The organism is Actinomadura sp. GTD37, assembly GCF_041951365.1.
GTDB lineage: Bacteria > Actinomycetota > Actinomycetes > Streptosporangiales > Streptosporangiaceae > Spirillospora.
Window position 1 is genome coordinate 195,298 of record NZ_JBGNUS010000010.1, and the last position, 16,201, is coordinate 211,498.

The following is a 16,201-nucleotide window of genomic DNA, read 5'->3' on the forward strand; positions in this document are numbered from 1 at the left end:
CGGCACGGCCCGGACGGGGTCGTCCGGGCCGTCCTCGCGGCGGGTGCTCAGCCCTTCGTGGCGCCGGCCGTGAGACCTCCGATCAGCTGGCGCTCGGCGACGGCGTAGAAGGCGATCGCGGGCACCATCGCCAGCACGATGTAGGCGATGACGAGCGCGTAGTTCGTCGAGTACTGCCCCTGGAACTGCTGGATGCCGACGGGGATCGTCTGCCATTTGGGGTCGGCGAGCACCAGCAGCGGCAGGAAGAAGTTGTTCCAGCTCGTCACGATGGCGAGGACCGACACGGTGCCGAGGGCGGGCCGCGCCATCGGCAGCAGGATGCGCCAGAAGAACCCGAGCCGGGTGCAGCCGTCCATGATGGCGGCCTCCTCCAGCTCCGCGGGGATCGTCCGGAAGAACGACCGCAGGATGATGATCGTGATGGGCAGCGCGAACGCGGCCTGCGGCAGGACGATGCCGAGCGGGTTGTCCAGCAGCCCGAACGAGCGCAGCAGGACGAACAGCGGCAGCACCGCCACCGCGGGCGGGAACATCAGCCCCGCCGCGAACAGCGTGAAGAAGAACTCGCGGCCGCGGAACGCGTAGCGGGCGAACGCGAACGCCGCCAGCGCCGACACCGCGACGGTGATCAGCGTGGTGGCGACAGCGATCATCACGCTGTTGAGGATCTGCCGCCAGAAGTCGCCGGACGACAGGATGCCGGTGTAGTTGGAGACCTTCCACGGGCTCGGCAGCCCCAGCGGGTCCGTGGTGAGGTCGCCGGTGGTCTTGAAGCCGGACACGACCGCGTACAGCAGCGGGACGACGATGAAGGAGCCGAGCACCCACACGAGCGTGTGCCGGGACAGGCTCCGCGCGGCGGCCGCCCTCATCGGCGGCCTCCCGCGGAGGTGACCGCGCCCTGCAGGTCGCGGCGCAGCGCGTAGCGCTGGTAGAGGAGGGAGAAGACCATGCTGATGAGGAACATGGCCACGCTGATCGCGCCCGCGTAGCCCATCTGGTAGCGCTTGAAGCCGAACTGGAACATGGTGACGGCCATCGTCTCCGTGGAATGCGTCGGCCCGCCCGTCGTGGTGACCCACACGAGGTCGAACAGCTGGATCGAGCCGATGACGGACAGGAACACGCTGATCCGCAGGGTGGGGCCGAGCAGCGGCAGCGTGACGCTGCGGAACCGCCGCCACGGGCCGGCCCCGTCGATCGAGGCGGCCTCCAGCACCTCCGACGGGATGCCCTGCAGCCCGGCGAGGTAGATCATCATGTGGAAGCCGAAGTACTTCCACGTCATGACGGCGAACAGGGTGGGCAGCGCGGTGCCGGGGTCGGAGAACCACTTGCCGGCGAGGCCGCCGATCAGCGGCAGGTCCCCGACGAGGCTGTCGGCGAGCCCGCTGCCCGGCAGGAAGATGATCCCGAACAGGACGCCGGCGATCACCTCGGACAGGATGTAGGGCGCGAAGAAGATCGCCCGGTACACCGCCCGGCCGCGCATCTTCTGGTTCAGCAGCACGGCGGTGCCGAGCGCCACCGGCAGCTGGACGGCGACGGAGAACACGACAAGCAGCAGGCCGCGCCACAGGTCGCCGCGGAACACCGGGTCGTCGGCGAGCTTGCGGTAGTTGCCGAGGCCGACGAAGTCCTCGGGCGCGCCGAAGCCGCCCCAGCGGAAGAAGCTGGTGTAGAACGCGACGAAGATCGGGATCAGGACGAAGAAGAAGAACAGCAGCAGCGCCGGGAGCATGAACCAGGTGGTGGACGTCCAGCCGCGCAGCCGCGCCCAGACCGGCGCCTTGGGGCCCCGCCCGCGCGGGGCCCCTGCGGCGTGCCGCGGCCGGTCATCGGTCGTGGCGGAGAGCGTCATTGGCTCTTGGCCACCTTGGTGACCGACTCCGTGACCTGCTGGGGCGTCTTCTTGCCCCCGATGAGCGACGCGACGCCGTCGTTGACCTCCTGGCCGACGGCGGGCGGGAACGCCTGGTCGAGGTAGAGCTGGAACCCGGTGGAGGCGTTCAGCGCGTCGGCGACCAGCTTGCGGTTCGGGTCGAGTTCGCTCTCGGCGCCCTTGACGACCGGCATGAACGCGCCCGAGGACACGAGCTTCCTCTCGTTCTCCTGGTTCATCAGGAAGGCGAGGAAGTCGGCGGCCTCCTTGGGCGCGTCCTTGCTGAGCGCGTGCCCGTTGCCGCCGCCGAACACGTCGGTCGCCTGGCCCTGGCCGCCCTCCACGCTCGGGAAGGGGAACCAGCCGAGGTCGTCGCCGAGGTCCTTGCCGGAGGCGTCCTTCTGCACGGCGGGCGCCCACTGCCCCATCAGCGACATGCCGGCCTTGCCGGCGCCCATGGTGGCGGCCTGCCCGCCGGGGGTGTCGAATCCGGCGTTCTGGAAGCCCTGCTGGAAGGGCTGCAGGTCGGCGAGCTCCTTGAGCTTCTCGCCCGCGCCGACGAAGCCGGCCCCGCCGAAGTCGTTGCTCTTCTGCGCCTGCTCCATCGCGGGCATGCCGCCGATGCGCATCGCGAGGTAGGCCCAGTAGTAGTGGCCGGGCCACTTGTCCTTGCCGGCGAGCGCGATCGGGGTGACCCCGGCGGACTTGAGCTTGCGGACGGCGTCGAGGTACTCCGTCCAGGTCTTGGGGGTGTCCTTGATCCCGGCCTTCTCGAAGAGCGCCTTGTTGTACCAGAAGCCCACGCCGCCCATGTCGTACGGGACGGCGTAGGTCTTGCCGTCGAACTGGTACGGCTTCTGGGAGACGGGGGTCATGGTCCCCAGCACCCCGGAGGCGTCGGAGGTGACGTCCTTGACCAGGCCCGCGTCGATCTGCTGCTTGAGGACGCCGCCGCCCCAGGTGACGAAGACGTCCGGCAGCTTGCCGGAGGCGGTGAGCGCCGTCATCTTCGACTTGAACGCCTCGTTCTCCAGGTTGGTGAGCTTGACCTGGACGTTCGGGTGCGCGGCCTCGTACGCCTTCGCGATCTGCGGATAGAGCGTCTTGGACGGCTCGGTGGTCGCGATGTCCATCCACTCGATGGTGACCTTGCCGCCGCCCCCCGAGTCGCCGTCGCCGCAGGCGGCGAGGAGGGGTGCGGCGGTGACCACCACGGCGCCCGCGGAGACTGCGGTCAGGAACGAACGGCGCGACAGGTGTGGGATGCCCATGATGGCCTCCTGGATCGGGGGTGGGCTTGGCCGGGGAGGGACGGAACCGGGACCGCCCCGCTTCGAAAGCTTTTCGAAACTCTTCGAGCTTGCCGTTGCCGTGGAACTCTAAGAAAGGGCCACTCCAGGGTCAACCCTTCGAGGGCTGTTGACCTAAATGAAATGTTGAGAAGGCAAACTCGGGGCTAGGAGCGAGCGAAACATTGCGATACTGTTCGCAATCGTTTCCTCGGGGAGGAGTGAAGCGTGCCCGTGCGCACCACCGACGAGATGCCGGATCCGCCGTCCAAGCCGACCCTGGCACTGATCGCGTCCGAGGCCGGGGTGTCCCCCGCCACGGTGTCCAAGGTCCTCAACGGCCGGACCGACGTGGCGGCCGCGACCCGCGAGCGCGTGGAGGCGCTGCTGCGCACCCACAACTACCCGGGTCCGGGCGGCTCCCGCAGGGCCCGCAGGTCCGGCCTGATCGACCTGGTCCTGGCCGGCCTGGACAGCCCGTGGGCGGTCGAGATCCTGCGCGGCGTGGAGGCCGAGTGCGCCGAGCACGGCACCGGCGTCGTCGTCTCGCTCGTGCGCGAGGACGACGCCCGGCCGCCCAGCTGGCAGAACCTGCCCGCCCTGCACCACAGCGACGGCGTCATCCTGGTGACGTCCCGGATGACGCGCCGCCAGCGCGAGCAGCTGGAGCGGGCCGGCGTCGCGCTCGTCCTGGTCGACCCGGTGAACCTGCCGGACGCCGAGATCGCCAGCGTCGGCGCCACCAACTGGGCCGGCGGGATGGCCGCCACCGAGCACCTGATCGGGCTCGGCCACCGCCGCATCGCGATGGTCGGCGGCCCGGCCGACATGCTCTGCACCCAGGCCCGGGTGGACGGCTACCGGACGGCGCTGGAGCGCGCCGGGATCGAGGTCGACAAGGACCTCGTCCGGTACGGCGACTTCCACCACCGGGGCGGGTTCGCCCGCACCCGCGAGCTGCTGGAGCTGCCCGAGCCGCCGACCGCGGTCTTCGCCGGCAGCGACGAGCAGGCCATGGGCGCCTACCAGGCGGCACGGCTCGCCGGGCTGCGCATCCCCGAGGACCTCAGCGTCGTCGGCTTCGACGACCTGCCCACCTGCGAGTGGCTCTCGCCACCGCTGACGACCGTCCGGCAGCCGCTGGAGGAGATGGGCCGCGTCGCGGCCCGCACCCTGCTGCAGCTGCTCGACGGCCGGCCGCCGCTGACCCCGCGCGTGGAACTGGCCACCGACCTGCGTGTCCGCGCGTCCACCGCACCCCCGCCCCCCATCCCGTCGGCCCACCCGGAGGAACGATGACCGAAGCCGCCCCGGCCGAGAGCGCGACCCGCGAGCCCTGGCGGGACCGCGGGTCCCCGGTCGCCGAGCGGGTCGCCGATCTGCTGGCCCGGATGACACCGGAGGAGAAGGCGGGGCAGCTCGCCGGGTTCTGGGCGATGCCCGCCGAACCGGGCGAGCCCGTGGCCCCGATGGAGGACGACTCGCACGAGAGCGCGCCGTCCCTGGACGAGGTCCTCGGCCGGGGCCTCGGCCAGCTCACCCGCGTGTTCGGGACCGCTCCCGTCCCGGCCGCCGAGGGCGCCGCCCGGCTCCGCGAGCTGCAGCGCCGGGTCGCCGCCGGGAACCGGTTCGGCATCCCGGCGATCGCGCACGAGGAGTGCCTCAACGGCTTCATGACGTGGGGCGCCACCGTGTTCCCCAGCCCGCCCGCGTGGGGCGCCACCTTCGATCCCGGGCTCGTCGCCGAGATGGCGTCCGCGATCGGGGCGAGCATGCGGGCGGCGGGCGTCCACCAGGGCCTCGCGCCCGTGCTGGACGTCGTCCGCGACGCGCGCTGGGGCCGGACGGAGGAGTGCATCGGCGAGGACCCGTACCTCGTCGGGGTCCTCGGCACGGCCTACGTCGGGGCGATGGAGCGGGCCGGGATCGTCACGACGCTGAAGCACTTCGCCGGCTACTCCGCCTCCCGCGCCGGCCGCAACATGGCGCCCACCCCGATCGGGCCGCGCGAGTTCGCCGACGTCATCGCCGAACCGTTCGTCATGGCGCTGCGCGAGGGCGGCGCCCGCTCGGTCATGCACTCCTACACCGACGTGGACGGGATGCCCGCCGCGGCCGACGAGCGGCTGCTGACCGGGCTGCTGCGCGACGAGCTGGGCTTCACCGGCACCGTCGTCGCCGACTACTTCGGCATCTCGTTCCTGGAGACCCGGCACCGGGTCGCCGGGTCGCGGGGCGAGGCGGGCGCCCTCGCGCTGCGCGCCGGGGTCGACGTGGAGCTGCCGACCGTCCGCTGCTACGGCGAGCCGCTGCTGGAGCTGGTCCGGTCGGGCGCCGTCTCGGAGGAGCTGCTGGACCGGGCCGCCGGCCGGGTGCTGGCGATGAAGGCCGAGCTCGGCCTCCTGGACGGCGCGCCCGGCGGCGCGCCCGGCGGCGGGGACGGCGCGGCGCTCGACTTCGACCCGCCCGGGCACCGCGCGCTCGCGCGGCGGCTGGCCGAGGAGTCGGTCGTCCTGCTGTCCAACGACGGGGTGCTGCCGCTGCGCTCCGGCGACGGGGTCGTCGTGGCGGGGCCGCTCGCCGAGGACCCGTTCGCGATGATGGGCTGCTACACGTTCCCGAGCCACGTCGGCCGCCAGCATCCCGGGCTGCCGCTCGGCGTGGAGATCCCGGCGGTGGCGGACGCGCTGCGCGCGGAGCTGCCCGGCGTCCGGGTCGCGGGCTCGGAGGACGTGCTCGTCGCCGACGACGCCGACATCGAGGCCGCCGCCGCGGCCGCCCGGGACGCCGAGGTGTGCGTGCTGGTGCTCGGCGACCGGGCCGGGCTGTTCGGCCGCGGCACGTCCGGGGAGGGCTGCGACACCGAGACGCTCGCGCTGCCGGGCCGGCAGGCCGAGCTGGCCCGCGCCGTCCTGGACACCGGCACGCCGACGGTCGTCGTGATGCTGACCGGGCGCCCCTACGCGATCGAGGGCATCGCCGACCGGGCCGCCGCCGTGGTGCAGGCGTTCTTCCCCGGCGAGGAGGGCGGCCCCGCGGTCGCCGGCGTCCTGGCCGGGCGGGTGGACCCGTCCGGGCGGATGCCGATCAGCGTGCCGCGCCGCGCGTCCGGCCCGCCCACCACCTACCTGCGGTCGCCGATGGACGGCGGGCACGACTGGAGCACCGTCGACCCCGTCCCGCTGTACCCGTTCGGGCACGGCCTGACCTGGACGACGTTCGAGTACGAGGCCCTGGACGCCGGCGGGCGCGCCGCCACCGACGGGGCGGTCACGGTCAGCGCCGTCGTCCGCAACACCGGGGACCGCGCGGGCACGGAGGTCGCGCAGCTGTACCTGTCCGACCCGGTCGCGTCGGTGGTGCGGCCCGCCCGCTGGCTCGCCGGCTGGGCCCGGGTCCGGCTGGAGCCCGGCGAGGCGGCCCGCATCGATTTCGAGGTGCACGCCGACCGGACCTCGTTCACCGGGCCCGGCCTGCGCCGCGTCGTCGAGCCCGGCGTGGTCGAGGTCGCGGTGGGGCGGTCGAGCGCCGACCTGCCCCTGCACGGCTCGTTCACGCTGGACGGCCCCGTCCGGGAGCCGGGCCCGGACCGGGTCCTGACCGTGCCCGTGGAGGTGACCCCGCTATGACGCGGTTCCGGAATCCGGTGCTGCCGGGCTTCCACCCCGACCCGTCGGTCTGCCGGGTCGCGGACGACTACTACCTGGTGACGTCCACGTTCGAGTGGTTCCCCGGGCTGCCGGTGTTCCACAGCCGCGACCTCGTGCACTGGCGGCCGCTCGGGCACGCGCTCGACCGGCCGGACCAGCTGCCGCTGGACGGGGCGCCCGCGTCGGGCGGCCTGTACGCGCCGACCCTGCGCCACCGCGACGGCGCCTTCTACCTCGTGTGCACGCTCGTGGACGGGACGGACTGGTCGGGCCATTTCGTGATGACCGCGTCCGATCCGGCCGGGCCGTGGTCGGACGCGCACCGGCTGGACGGCGACGGAATCGACCCGTCCCTGTTCTTCGACGACGACGGCCGCGCCTGGTGCACCGGCACCCGGCTGACCGGGCGCTACGAGGGGCACACCGAGATCTGGCTCCGCGAGTTCGACGCGGCGGCCCTGGCGCTGACCGGGCCGGAGCACGTGATCTGGGACGGCGCGGTCAAGGGCGCGATCTGGTCGGAGGGCTCCCACCTCTACAAGATCGGCGGGCGGTACCACCTGCTGACCGCCGAGGGCGGCACGGCGCTCGACCACGCCGTCATGATCGCGCGGGCCGACGCCGTGACCGGCCCGTACGAGGGGAGCCCGCGCAATCCCGTGCTGACCCACCGCACCTTCGGGTCCGGCCACCCCATCGTCGGGACCGGGCACGCCGACCTGGTGGAGACGCCGGACGGCGAATGGTGGATGGTGCTGCTCGCGATGCGCCCGCACCGCGGCGACCGCTGCGTCCTCGGGCGGGAGACGTTCCTGACCCCGCTCGCCTGGGAGGACGGCTGGCCGGTCACCGGCGGGCGGGTGGAGCCGAGCCATCCGGTTCCGTCGCTCCCGCCGCATCCCTGGCCCGCCGTGCCGGCCCGCGAGTCCTTCGACGGGCCCGAGCTGGGCCCGGTGTGGAACATGCTGCGGCCTCCCCGGGAGCGCTGGTGGAGCCTGGACGAGCGCCCCGGGCACCTGCGGCTGCGCGTCCGCCCGGAGAGCCTCGCGGACGTGGCCAACCCGTCGTTCGTGGGGCGGCGCCAGCAGCACCACGACTTCGCCGCCTTCACCGCGCTGGACTTCACGCCCGTGGACGAGGAGTGGGCGGGGCTCGCGCTCGTCCAGAACAACGACTTCCACGTCCTGCTGGTGTCGACGAGCCGGGGCGTGCTCCTCGTCAAGCGCGAGCAGGGCGTCGAGACGGTGCTCGCCGAGGCGCCGCCCGTCCCCGGGCGCGTCGGTCTCGGCTTCGAGGCGCACGGGCGCTGGTACCAGGCGTCCTGCGCGGCGGAGCCGGGGACGTGGGCGCCGCTCGGCGACCCCGTGGACGGCGACCTCCTCACCAGCCAGGTCGCGGGCGGCTTCACCGGCGTCTACATCGGCCCGTACGCCACGTCCGGCGGGCGGACGAGCACGAACCACGCCGACTTCGCCTGGTTCGAGTACACCCCCCTCGAAGCGGCGGGCCCCTAGAGCAGGAGGGCGGGGTCGGCGATCACGCGCTCCACGACGAGCCCGGCCGCGCCGAGCACGGCGGCGCCCTCGGCGAGGCCGGAGACCTCCACCGGCGGCGCGCCGCACCGGAGCGAGCCGGAGCCGGCGGCGAGAACGGCCTCCAGCGGGGGCCGGATCCAGGCGGCCAGCGGGGAGAAGACCCCGCCGAGCACGATGGCGTCCGGGTCGATCAGGTTGACGACCGAGGCGAGGGCGGCGCCGAGGGCCCGGCCCGCGCGGTCCACCGCGTCCAGGGCGGCCGGGTCGCCGGCGGCGAGCCGCTCGGTGAGCCGGCCGACCGAGCCCTCCGGCCCGCCGGCCGGGCGCGTCGCCGACAGCCCGGCCGCGCGCAGGATCGCCTCCTGGCCGGCGATCTGCTCCAGGCAGCCGCGCCCGCCGCAGGAGCAGGCCGGGCCGGACGGCTCGGCGGTGAGATGCCCGAGCTCCCCGGCGAAGCCGTGCGCGCCGCGGAACACGCGGCCGTCGACGACGATGCCGGCGCCGATCCCGATCTCGCCCGACACGTGCACGAAGTCGCCGAGGCGCGCGCCGCCGCCGAACCACAGCTCGCCGAGCGCGGCGAGGTTGGCCTCGTTGTCGTACTCGGCGGGCAGCGCTGCCGCGACGCCGGGCGCGCCGGTGACGGGCACGTCGGTCCAGCCGAGGTTCGGGGCGTGCCGCACCACGCCGTCCTCGCGGTCGAGCAGGCCGGGCAGGGCGACCGCGGCGCCGGCGACGGCGAGGCCCTGCCCGGTCGCGGCCGCGACCGCCTCGGCCGCGAGCGCGGAGAGGGCGGCAAGGACGGCGCCCGGCTCCCGCCCCCGGTTGTCCGAGCTGATCACGTGCCGGTAGCGGACCTGGCGGGCGAGGTCGACGACGCAGGCGGCGAGGTAGTCGACGTTGACCTCCAGGCCGAGCCCCGCGGCGCCGTCGCCGCGGACGGACACGCCCACGCCGGGACGTCCGCGCTCCCCCTCGTGGACGGGCGCGCCGTCCCGGACGAGCCCGGCCCCTTCCAGCAGGGCGACGAGGTTGGAGACGGTGGTCTTGGTGAAGCCGGTCAGCTCGGCGAGCCGCGCCCTGGTCACGGGCTGGTGCCGGGCCACGTGCTCCAGGACGACGGCGAGGTTCCGCTCGCGCATCGTCGCGTGCCGGACGGGGGCGTTCGCGGACTTTGTCATGAATGAACCCTAAATGAAGCGCGGCTATAGGCAGGGCGGAAGCCCTCTGCTACGTTAATTAGTCCAAGCTCTTTACGAAAGGGGCGAGATGGCCGGGAACCTGGTCGCGGGCGTCGACTCCTCCACGCAGTCGACGAAGGTCGTACTGTGCCGCGCCGAGGACGGCGCCGTGGTCGCCGAGGCGTCCGCGCCGCATCCGGGCGGCACCGAATGCCACCCCGGCCACTGGTGGGACGCGCTCTCCCAGGCCCGCGAACTGCTGGAGCGCGCCGACGCCGTCGCCGTCGCCGCCCAGCAGCACGGCATGATCGCGCTCGACGGCGCGGGCGACGTCGTCCGGCCCGCCCTGCTGTGGAACGACACGCGCTCGGCGCCGCAGGCCCGCGCGCTCGTCGACGAACTCGGCGGCGCCACGGCGTGGGCCGAACGGACCGGCAGCGTGCCCGTCGCCTCCTTCACCGTCGCCAAACTGCGCTGGATGGCCGAGAACGAACCCGGCAACGCCCGGCGCACCGAACGCGTGCTGCTGCCGCACGACTGGCTGACGACGCGGCTCGGCGCACCGGAACCGGTCACCGACCGGGGCGACGCGTCCGGCACCGGCTACTGGTCCCCCGCGTCCGGCGCCTACCTGCCCGACCTGCTGCGCGCCGCGCTCGGCCACGACGCCGAGACCCCGCGCGTCGCCGCCCCCGGCGAGCGCGTCGGCGAGACGGCCTGGGGCGCGGCGCTCGGCCCCGGCACCGGCGACAACATGGGCGCCGCCCTCGGCCTCGGGCTGCGGCCCGGCGACGTGGTCGTCTCGATCGGCACGTCCGGCACCGCGTTCGCGGTCTCCGGCGAGCCCGCCGCCGACGCCTCCGGGCTGGTCGCCGGATTCGCCGACGCGACCGGCCGGTTCCTGCCGCTCGTCTGCACCCTGAACGCCGCGCGCGTCCTGTCGGCCGCCGCCGCGATGACCGGCGCCACGCTGGACGAGCTGTCCGCGCTCGCGCTCGCCGCCGCCCCCGGCGCCGGCGGCGTGGCGCTGCTCCCCTACCTCGACGGCGAACGCACCCCCGACCGTCCGCGCGCGACCGGCGTCCTCGCGGGGCTGACCACCGCGAACGCGACCCGGGAGAACATCGCGCGGGCGGCGGTGGAGGCGCTGCTGTGCTCGCTCGCCGACGCCGTCGACCACCTCGCCGCGCAGGGCGCCCGGCCGCGCCGCACCCTCCTGATCGGCGGCGGCGCGCGCTCCGCGGCCGTCCGCGCCCTCGCCCCCGCGATCTTCGGGACGCCGGTGACCGTGCCCGAACCCGCCGAGTACGTCGCGCTCGGCGCCGCCCGCCAGGCGGCCTGGGCGCTCGCCGGAACGCCCGAGCCGCCCGCGTGGCCGGCGCCGCCCGCCACCGAGCACACCAGCGACCGCACCGCGGCGGACGTCCGCGAACGCTACGCGGCACTGCGCGACTCCGCACCGGAGATCTGAGGAGGAACCCATGAGCGACTACACGCCCACGCCCGAGGACCGGTTCTCGTTCGGCATCTGGACGGTCGGCTGGCAGGGCGTCGACGTGTTCGGCCCCGGCACCCGGCCGCCGATGCCCGCCGACCGCGCCGTCCGCGAACTCGCCGGGATCGGCGCCTACGGCGTGAACTTCCACGACAACGACGTGTTCGACTTCGACGCCACGCCCGCCGAGCGGCAGGAGAAGATAGGCGCGTTCCGCAAGGCCCTCGACGAGACGGGCCTCGCCGTCACCACCGCCACCACCAACCTGTTCGGCCACCCCGTCTTCAAGGACGGCGCGTTCACCGCCAACGACCGCGACGTCCGCCGGTTCGCCCTCCGCAAGGTCATGGACAACCTCGACCTCGCCGCCGAGCTCGGCGCGCAGACCTACGTGTGCTGGGGCGGCCGGGAGGGCGCCGAGTCCGGCGCCGCCAAGGACGTCCGCGCCGCCCTGGACCGCTACAAGGAGGCGTTCGACGTCCTCGGCGCCTACGTCGCCGACCAAGGCTACGACCTGCGCTTCGCCATCGAGCCGAAGCCGAACGAGCCGCGCGGCGACATCCTGCTCCCCACCATCGGGCACGCCCTCGCCTTCATCCAGACCCTGGAGTACGCCGACAACGTCGGCCTCAACCCCGAGGTCGGGCACGAGGAGATGGCCGGACTGAACTACGCGCACGGCCTCGCCCAGGCCCTGTGGCAGGGCAAGCTCTTCCACATCGACCTGAACGGCCAGCACGGCCCCCGCTACGACCAGGACCTCCGCTTCGGCGCCGGCAACGCGCGCGGCGCGTTCTGGGTCGTCGACCTCATCGAGAACAGCGACTACAGCGGCCCGATCCACTTCGACTTCAAGCCCCCGCGCACCGAGGACGACAAGGGCGTGTGGGAATCGGCGGCGGCGTGCATGCGCAACTGGCTGATCCTGCGCGAGAAGGTCCGCGCCTTCCGCGCCGACCCCGACGTCCAGGACGCCCTCCGCCAGGCCAAGGTCGCCGAACTCGCCCAGCCCACCCTCGCCGACGGCGAGGACTGGCGCTCCGTCCGCGACGCCACCGCCGACGCCGAGACCCTCGGCGCCCGCCGCACCGCCTTCGAACACCTCGACCAGCTCGCCCTGGAACACCTCTACGGCGTGAGATAGGAGTGTTTACCCAGGGGGGCGTGTTGCCCAGGGGGGCGTGTTGCCCAGGGGGGCGTGTTGCCCAGGGGGGCGACCCCCTGGAACCCCCGTTGCGACGCAGGCGATCCTCACGCCGCTGTTGCGGTCTGTCCTGCCCGTGCGGGCGTGCGTGGCGTCGCTGCGGTCGCCTGCGTCGGCGGGCAGGCCCGCTGCGCTCGCTTGCGCTCGCTCCGCGTGCCTGCCCGTGTGTGATGGCTGAGGTCCTGTCCCGGGATCGATGTGTTCAGAGGGTGGCGCCGTAGAGGGTGATCAGCGGTCGGGCCTGCTTCCGGGGCGGGGGGCCGGCGGCGGCCGCGGCCCTGCTGGAGGGCACCGGCGCCCCGGTCGACGTCCTGGAGCAGTGGCGCCAGGACGTCGACCGGTTCCCCTCGTTCGTCGCCCGCCTCGTCCCGCCGACCGGCGCCTACCGCACCCGCCGGCTGCGGCGGATCGGCGACTTCCGCTGACTACGGCGCGGCCAGCGCCTCGGTCGGGGCGAGGCGCGCCGCGCGGACGGCCGGGTAGAGTCCCGCGACGCCGCCGATGAGGAGGGTCGCGGCGATCCCGCCGCCCATCGCCCACACCGGGACGACCGTCGGCCAGCCCTGCGTCACCGCGAACACCGCGGTCACGACGATGCCGATTGCCACGCCGCCGACGCCGCCGAGCGCGGCCAGCAGCTGCGACTCGGTGAGGAACTGGAGCCTGATCTGGCCGCGGGTGGCGCCGAGGGAGCGGCGCAGCCCGATCTCGGCGCGGCGCTCCAGAACCGAGATCACCATCGTGTTGGCGACGCCGACGCCGCCGACCAGCAGCGCGACCCCGCCGAGCCCGAGGAGCAGGCCGGTGAACGCCTCGTCCGTGGCGTTCTGCGCGGCCAGCGCGTCGGACGGGCGGCTGACCTCCACCCCCGTCGGGGCCTGCGGATTCGCGGTCGCGGCGAGCAGGTTCGCCGCCCTCTCCACCGCGTCCTTGCGGGCGCGGGCGTAGACGGTGGTGGGGTGGCCGTCGAAGCCCAGGTGGGCGACGGCGGCGTCCCAGCCGACGAGGGCGCTGGAGTCCACCTCGGGAACCAGCTCGTTCGGTTCGAGGACGCCGACGACGGTGAACCACTGCGCGCCCAGCCACACCTGGACGTCCGGCGCCGCGACGCCGAGCCGGTCGGCCGTGTCCGACCCGAGGACCACGGCCGGGTACTTCGCCGTGCCCGCGTTCAGCCACGATCCGGCGGCCATCCTGAGGCCCACCGTCTTCGGCAGGTCGAGGCGGGCGGCGAGGACGGCGATGCCGCCGTTCTCCCCCTCCGGGATGCGGTCGTTGCGGTAGACGTTGGCGTCCTCCAGCTTCCCGGTCGCCGACGCCGACTCGACGTCCGCCATCCGCGCCACCATGCCGACCGACTCCTCCGGCAGCTTCGCGTCCTCGCCGAAGAAGTCCTTGCCGGGCCCGACCGTGAGGAGGTTGGTGCCGAGCCGGTCCAGGGTGGCCTGGAGCTGGGCACGGCTGGACGTCGAGATGCCGACCACGCCGATCATCGCGGCGATGCCGATCGCGATGCCGAGGGCCGACAGGAACACCCGCATCGGGCGGGACCGCAGTCCGGCCGCGCCGACGCGGAACACGTCGCGGGGGCCGAGCCGGGCCGGCGCTCCACCGGTGGTCGGGGTCATGTCGCGGCCTCCGCCCGCGCGCCGTCGTGGACGACCCGGCCGTCGCGCATCCGCACCTGGCGGGGCAGCAGCGCGGCGATGTCCCGGTCGTGCGTGATCAGCACGACGGTCGTGCCGCCGCCGGACAGCTCCCGCAGCAGATCCAGGACGGCCGCGCCCGACGCCGAGTCCAGCGCGCCGGTCGGCTCGTCCGCGAGCAGCAGCGCGGGCTCGCCGACCACCGCGCGGGCGATCGCCACCCGCTGCCGCTCCCCGCCGGACAGCTGGTGCGGCCGGTGCCCGAGGCGGTGCCCGAGCCCGACGCGCTCCAGGGCGCGGCGGGCCCGGCGGCGCCGCTGCGCGAGCGGCACGCCCCCGTACAGGAGCCCGTCCGCGACGTTGTCGAGCGCGCTCACGCCCGCGGCCAGGTGGAACTGCTGGAAGACGAAGCCGATCCGGCGGGCGCGCAGCGCCGACAGCCGCCGGTCCGGCAGCCGCGACACGTCCGTGCCCTGCACGAGCACGGTGCCGGCGCTCGGCCGGTCGAGCGTGCCGAGCAGGTGCAGCATCGTCGACTTCCCGGACCCGGACGGCCCGACGATCGCGACCAGCTCACGCTGCTCCACCGTCAGCGACACCCCGTCCAGCGCGGTCACCCCGCCCGGATAGGTCTTGGTGACGTCGCGCAGTTCCACGACGGCCGTCCCCGCCCTCTGCTGTTGGGGGTCGGCCCCCGGCACCCCTCTGGGCGCTTCGCCGCTCATGTTGGCACCCCGACCTTCATGCCTTCGCTCAGGCCGGATCCAGAGATCTCGACCTTGCCCTCGGTGAACACGCCGGTCTCCACCGGGACCGTGCGGACCCGCCCGTTCTCGACGACCTGGACGGCGTAGCCGCCGTCGCCCTGGGCGAGCAGCGCGCCGATCGGCACGGCCAAGACGTCGGAGTGCCGGTTCGCGGTGAGGCTCACCGTGACGGGCGCCTTGTCATAGGAGCCGAGCGACTTGCGCGGCGTGACCGAGATCTCGACCTCGACGGTCGCCGGCTCCCCCTCCCTGCCCTCTTCGGCGACCTTCCCGACCGAGGCGACCCGGCCCTTGACGGTGTCGCCGGACGGCAGCTCGACCTCCACCCCGGCCCCCTTCCGGACGAGCCGCTGGTACTGCACGTCCAGATCGACGGTCACGACGCGGGTCGTGCCGGTGCAGGTGAGGACGGCGCCGCCGATCCGGTCGCCGACGTGGGCCTTGCGCTCTGCCACCCTGATCCGGCCGGACGCGACGACGGCCGCGCCCGGCTCGATCCGGCCGGTCTCCTCGACGCCGAGGTCGTCCTGCCAGCGCTTCACTGCCGCGGCGGTGGCGGCGCCGTAGGTCTCGTCCACGGTGAACCCGGTGTAGCCCAGGGCGCGGAGGTTGCGTTCGAGCTGCTCGACGTCGGCGCCCTCCTTCCCCGCGGAGAGGGTCCGGTACAGCGGCAGCCTCCCGTACAGCAGCGGCACCGGCCTGTCGTCGACCCGGTACACCGGCCGGCCTCTGGAGACCACGGCGCCGGGCCCGGCCAGCCAGGTGACGGTGCCGCGGCCCGCGCCGGCGACGGTGTGCGTGCGGCCGTAGCCGAGCGTCCCGTCGACGTCCTGGGTCTCGACGAGGGCGGTCCGCTCGATCGCCGCCGTCGCCGGGGGGAGCGTGCTGTGCGCGGCGGCGGGGTCGCCGCCGCCGCCGAGGCCGGCGGTCGCGAGCCCCGCGCCGCCGACCACGACCGCCCCGGCCGCGCCGAGGACGATGGTGCGCGTCCTCGCCACTAGTCCTTGCCCTTCGTGGTGGACGGGCCCTTCCCGCCGCCCGGCGCGAGCTTGTCGCACGCCTTCTGCGCGGCCTTGAACTCCGCGCTCTCCGGGTTCAGCCCGGTGCCGGGACCGGCCTTGAGCAGCATCCTGCCGTCGGGCTTCGGGTCGGGGAACTTGGCGACGCCGTGGTCGCGCATGCACTTGGAGAACGCGCGCATCTGGGCCAGCTCCTCCTGTTTGGGCTTCTCCGGCCTGCCCCCGTTCGGCATCAGGTGGGCGCACTTCTTCTGGGCCGCCTCGATCTCGCCGCCGCCCTTCGGGCCGGCGCCCTCGCCCGGCTTGCCGGACGCCCGGATCTCGACCTTGCCGTCCTTCGGGTCCGGCATGTCCACCCCGTTCTTGCGCATGCACTGGGCGAACTGGCGCATCTTCTCGTCGTCGCCGGCCGCCTTGGCGGTGGCCCCCGCCTTGGCGCCGCCGGCGCCCCCGCAGGCCGCCGCCCCGAAGGCGAGGCACGGGACGAGCGCCAGCGCCGCGAGCGTCTGTCGTCGCATCGGTCGTTCTCC

General features: G+C 74.2%; 14 protein-coding genes. 6 read left to right on the plus strand and 8 right to left on the minus strand.

Features of this window, described 5'->3' with window-relative positions; translation table 11 throughout:
• Positions 1-47 precede the first annotated feature (47 nt).
• From ACA511_RS35700 to ACA511_RS35710, 3 genes are read right to left on the minus strand one after another with little or no spacing between them, the layout of a single operon-like run.
• The gene (locus tag ACA511_RS35700) at positions 48-875 is read right to left on the minus strand and encodes a carbohydrate ABC transporter permease (RefSeq protein WP_375029133.1); all 828 of its coding nucleotides are present in this window, start codon (positions 873-875) and stop codon (positions 48-50) included.
• Positions 872-1,864, minus strand: coding sequence for a carbohydrate ABC transporter permease (locus ACA511_RS35705; protein WP_375029134.1), 993 nt, complete (start codon positions 1,862-1,864; stop codon positions 872-874). The genes ACA511_RS35700 and ACA511_RS35705 overlap by 4 nt, the downstream gene beginning before the upstream one ends.
• On the minus strand, positions 1,861-3,156 hold the full coding sequence (locus ACA511_RS35710) for an extracellular solute-binding protein (protein ID WP_375029135.1): 1,296 nt from the start codon (positions 3,154-3,156) through the stop codon (positions 1,861-1,863). Before ACA511_RS35710 ends, ACA511_RS35705 begins: the two co-directional genes overlap by 4 nt.
• Positions 3,157-3,426: 270 nt before the next feature.
• Here ACA511_RS35710 and ACA511_RS35715 point away from each other — a divergent pair, with 270 nt between their 5' ends.
• From ACA511_RS35715 to ACA511_RS35725, 3 genes are read left to right on the plus strand one after another with little or no spacing between them, the layout of a single operon-like run.
• Positions 3,427-4,473, plus strand: coding sequence for a LacI family DNA-binding transcriptional regulator (locus ACA511_RS35715; RefSeq protein ID WP_375029180.1), 1,047 nt, complete (start codon positions 3,427-3,429; stop codon positions 4,471-4,473).
• Entirely contained in the window at positions 4,470-6,803 is a 2,334-nt protein-coding gene (locus tag ACA511_RS35720) for a glycoside hydrolase family 3 N-terminal domain-containing protein (protein WP_375029136.1), read from the plus strand. The genes ACA511_RS35715 and ACA511_RS35720 overlap by 4 nt, the downstream gene beginning before the upstream one ends.
• Positions 6,800-8,338, plus strand: coding sequence for a glycoside hydrolase family 43 protein (locus ACA511_RS35725; RefSeq protein WP_375029137.1), 1,539 nt, complete (start codon positions 6,800-6,802; stop codon positions 8,336-8,338). The genes ACA511_RS35720 and ACA511_RS35725 overlap by 4 nt, the downstream gene beginning before the upstream one ends.
• On the opposite strand, the gene ACA511_RS35730 is transcribed toward ACA511_RS35725, so the two are convergent.
• Positions 8,335-9,540 (minus strand): ROK family protein, encoded by a 1,206-nt coding sequence (locus ACA511_RS35730; protein WP_375029138.1) that lies wholly within the window; start codon positions 9,538-9,540, stop codon positions 8,335-8,337. The two genes, ACA511_RS35725 and ACA511_RS35730, sit on opposite strands and share 4 nt — an antisense overlap.
• A gap of 88 nt (positions 9,541-9,628) precedes the next feature.
• Here ACA511_RS35730 and xylB point away from each other — a divergent pair, with 88 nt between their 5' ends.
• The 3 genes from xylB (at position 9,629) to ACA511_RS35745 (ending at position 12,664) form a co-directional block, all read left to right on the plus strand.
• Positions 9,629-11,011 carry a xylulokinase gene (gene xylB, locus ACA511_RS35735; RefSeq protein ID WP_375029139.1) on the plus strand — a complete coding sequence of 461 codons (1,383 nt, stop codon included), beginning with the start codon at positions 9,629-9,631 and terminating at the stop codon, positions 11,009-11,011.
• Positions 11,012-11,021: 10 nt separating this feature from the next.
• Positions 11,022-12,179, plus strand: coding sequence for a xylose isomerase (xylA, locus tag ACA511_RS35740; RefSeq protein WP_375029140.1), 1,158 nt, complete (start codon positions 11,022-11,024; stop codon positions 12,177-12,179).
• Positions 12,180-12,463: 284 nt separating this feature from the next.
• Positions 12,464-12,664 carry a hypothetical protein gene (locus tag ACA511_RS35745; RefSeq protein ID WP_375029141.1) on the plus strand — a complete coding sequence of 67 codons (201 nt, stop codon included), beginning with the start codon at positions 12,464-12,466 and terminating at the stop codon, positions 12,662-12,664.
• Here the strand turns inward: ACA511_RS35745 and ACA511_RS35750 are convergent, their stop codons facing one another.
• Genes ACA511_RS35750 through ACA511_RS35765 form a run of 4 tightly spaced genes read right to left on the minus strand, consistent with a single transcriptional unit; the run spans position 12,665 to position 16,189 of the window.
• Positions 12,665-13,867, minus strand: a complete 1,203-nt coding sequence (locus tag ACA511_RS35750) for an ABC transporter permease (RefSeq protein ID WP_375029142.1) — start codon at positions 13,865-13,867, stop codon at positions 12,665-12,667.
• Entirely contained in the window at positions 13,864-14,610 is a 747-nt protein-coding gene (locus tag ACA511_RS35755; RefSeq protein ID WP_375029143.1) for an ABC transporter ATP-binding protein, read from the minus strand. The genes ACA511_RS35750 and ACA511_RS35755 overlap by 4 nt, the downstream gene beginning before the upstream one ends.
• Positions 14,607-15,650: an efflux RND transporter periplasmic adaptor subunit gene (locus ACA511_RS35760; protein ID WP_375029144.1), complete on the minus strand. Its 1,044-nt coding sequence runs from the start codon at positions 15,648-15,650 to the stop codon at positions 14,607-14,609. The genes ACA511_RS35755 and ACA511_RS35760 overlap by 4 nt, the downstream gene beginning before the upstream one ends.
• On the minus strand, positions 15,650-16,189 hold the full coding sequence (locus ACA511_RS35765) for a hypothetical protein (protein ID WP_375029145.1): 540 nt from the start codon (positions 16,187-16,189) through the stop codon (positions 15,650-15,652). The genes ACA511_RS35760 and ACA511_RS35765 overlap by 1 nt, the downstream gene beginning before the upstream one ends.
• Positions 16,190-16,201 lie beyond the last annotated feature (12 nt).

Excerpts from the sequence above, each read along its gene's own strand:
- ACA511_RS35700 (WP_375029133.1), bottom strand. The coding sequence starts at position 875 with ATGAGGGCGGCCGCCGCGCGGAGCCTGTCCCGGCACACGCTCGTGTGG.
- ACA511_RS35705 (WP_375029134.1), bottom strand. The coding sequence starts at position 1,864 with ATGACGCTCTCCGCCACGACCGATGACCGGCCGCGGCACGCCGCAGGG.
- ACA511_RS35710 (WP_375029135.1), bottom strand. The coding sequence starts at position 3,156 with ATGGGCATCCCACACCTGTCGCGCCGTTCGTTCCTGACCGCAGTCTCC.
- ACA511_RS35715 (WP_375029180.1), top strand. The coding sequence starts at position 3,427 with ATGCCGGATCCGCCGTCCAAGCCGACCCTGGCACTGATCGCGTCCGAG.
- ACA511_RS35720 (WP_375029136.1), top strand. The coding sequence starts at position 4,470 with ATGACCGAAGCCGCCCCGGCCGAGAGCGCGACCCGCGAGCCCTGGCGG.
- ACA511_RS35725 (WP_375029137.1), top strand. The coding sequence starts at position 6,800 with ATGACGCGGTTCCGGAATCCGGTGCTGCCGGGCTTCCACCCCGACCCG.
- ACA511_RS35730 (WP_375029138.1), bottom strand. The coding sequence starts at position 9,540 with ATGACAAAGTCCGCGAACGCCCCCGTCCGGCACGCGACGATGCGCGAG.
- xylB (WP_375029139.1), top strand. The coding sequence starts at position 9,629 with ATGGCCGGGAACCTGGTCGCGGGCGTCGACTCCTCCACGCAGTCGACG.
- xylA (WP_375029140.1), top strand. The coding sequence starts at position 11,022 with ATGAGCGACTACACGCCCACGCCCGAGGACCGGTTCTCGTTCGGCATC.
- ACA511_RS35750 (WP_375029142.1), bottom strand. The coding sequence starts at position 13,867 with ATGACCCCGACCACCGGTGGAGCGCCGGCCCGGCTCGGCCCCCGCGAC.
- ACA511_RS35755 (WP_375029143.1), bottom strand. The coding sequence starts at position 14,610 with ATGAGCGGCGAAGCGCCCAGAGGGGTGCCGGGGGCCGACCCCCAACAG.
- ACA511_RS35765 (WP_375029145.1), bottom strand. The coding sequence starts at position 16,189 with ATGCGACGACAGACGCTCGCGGCGCTGGCGCTCGTCCCGTGCCTCGCC.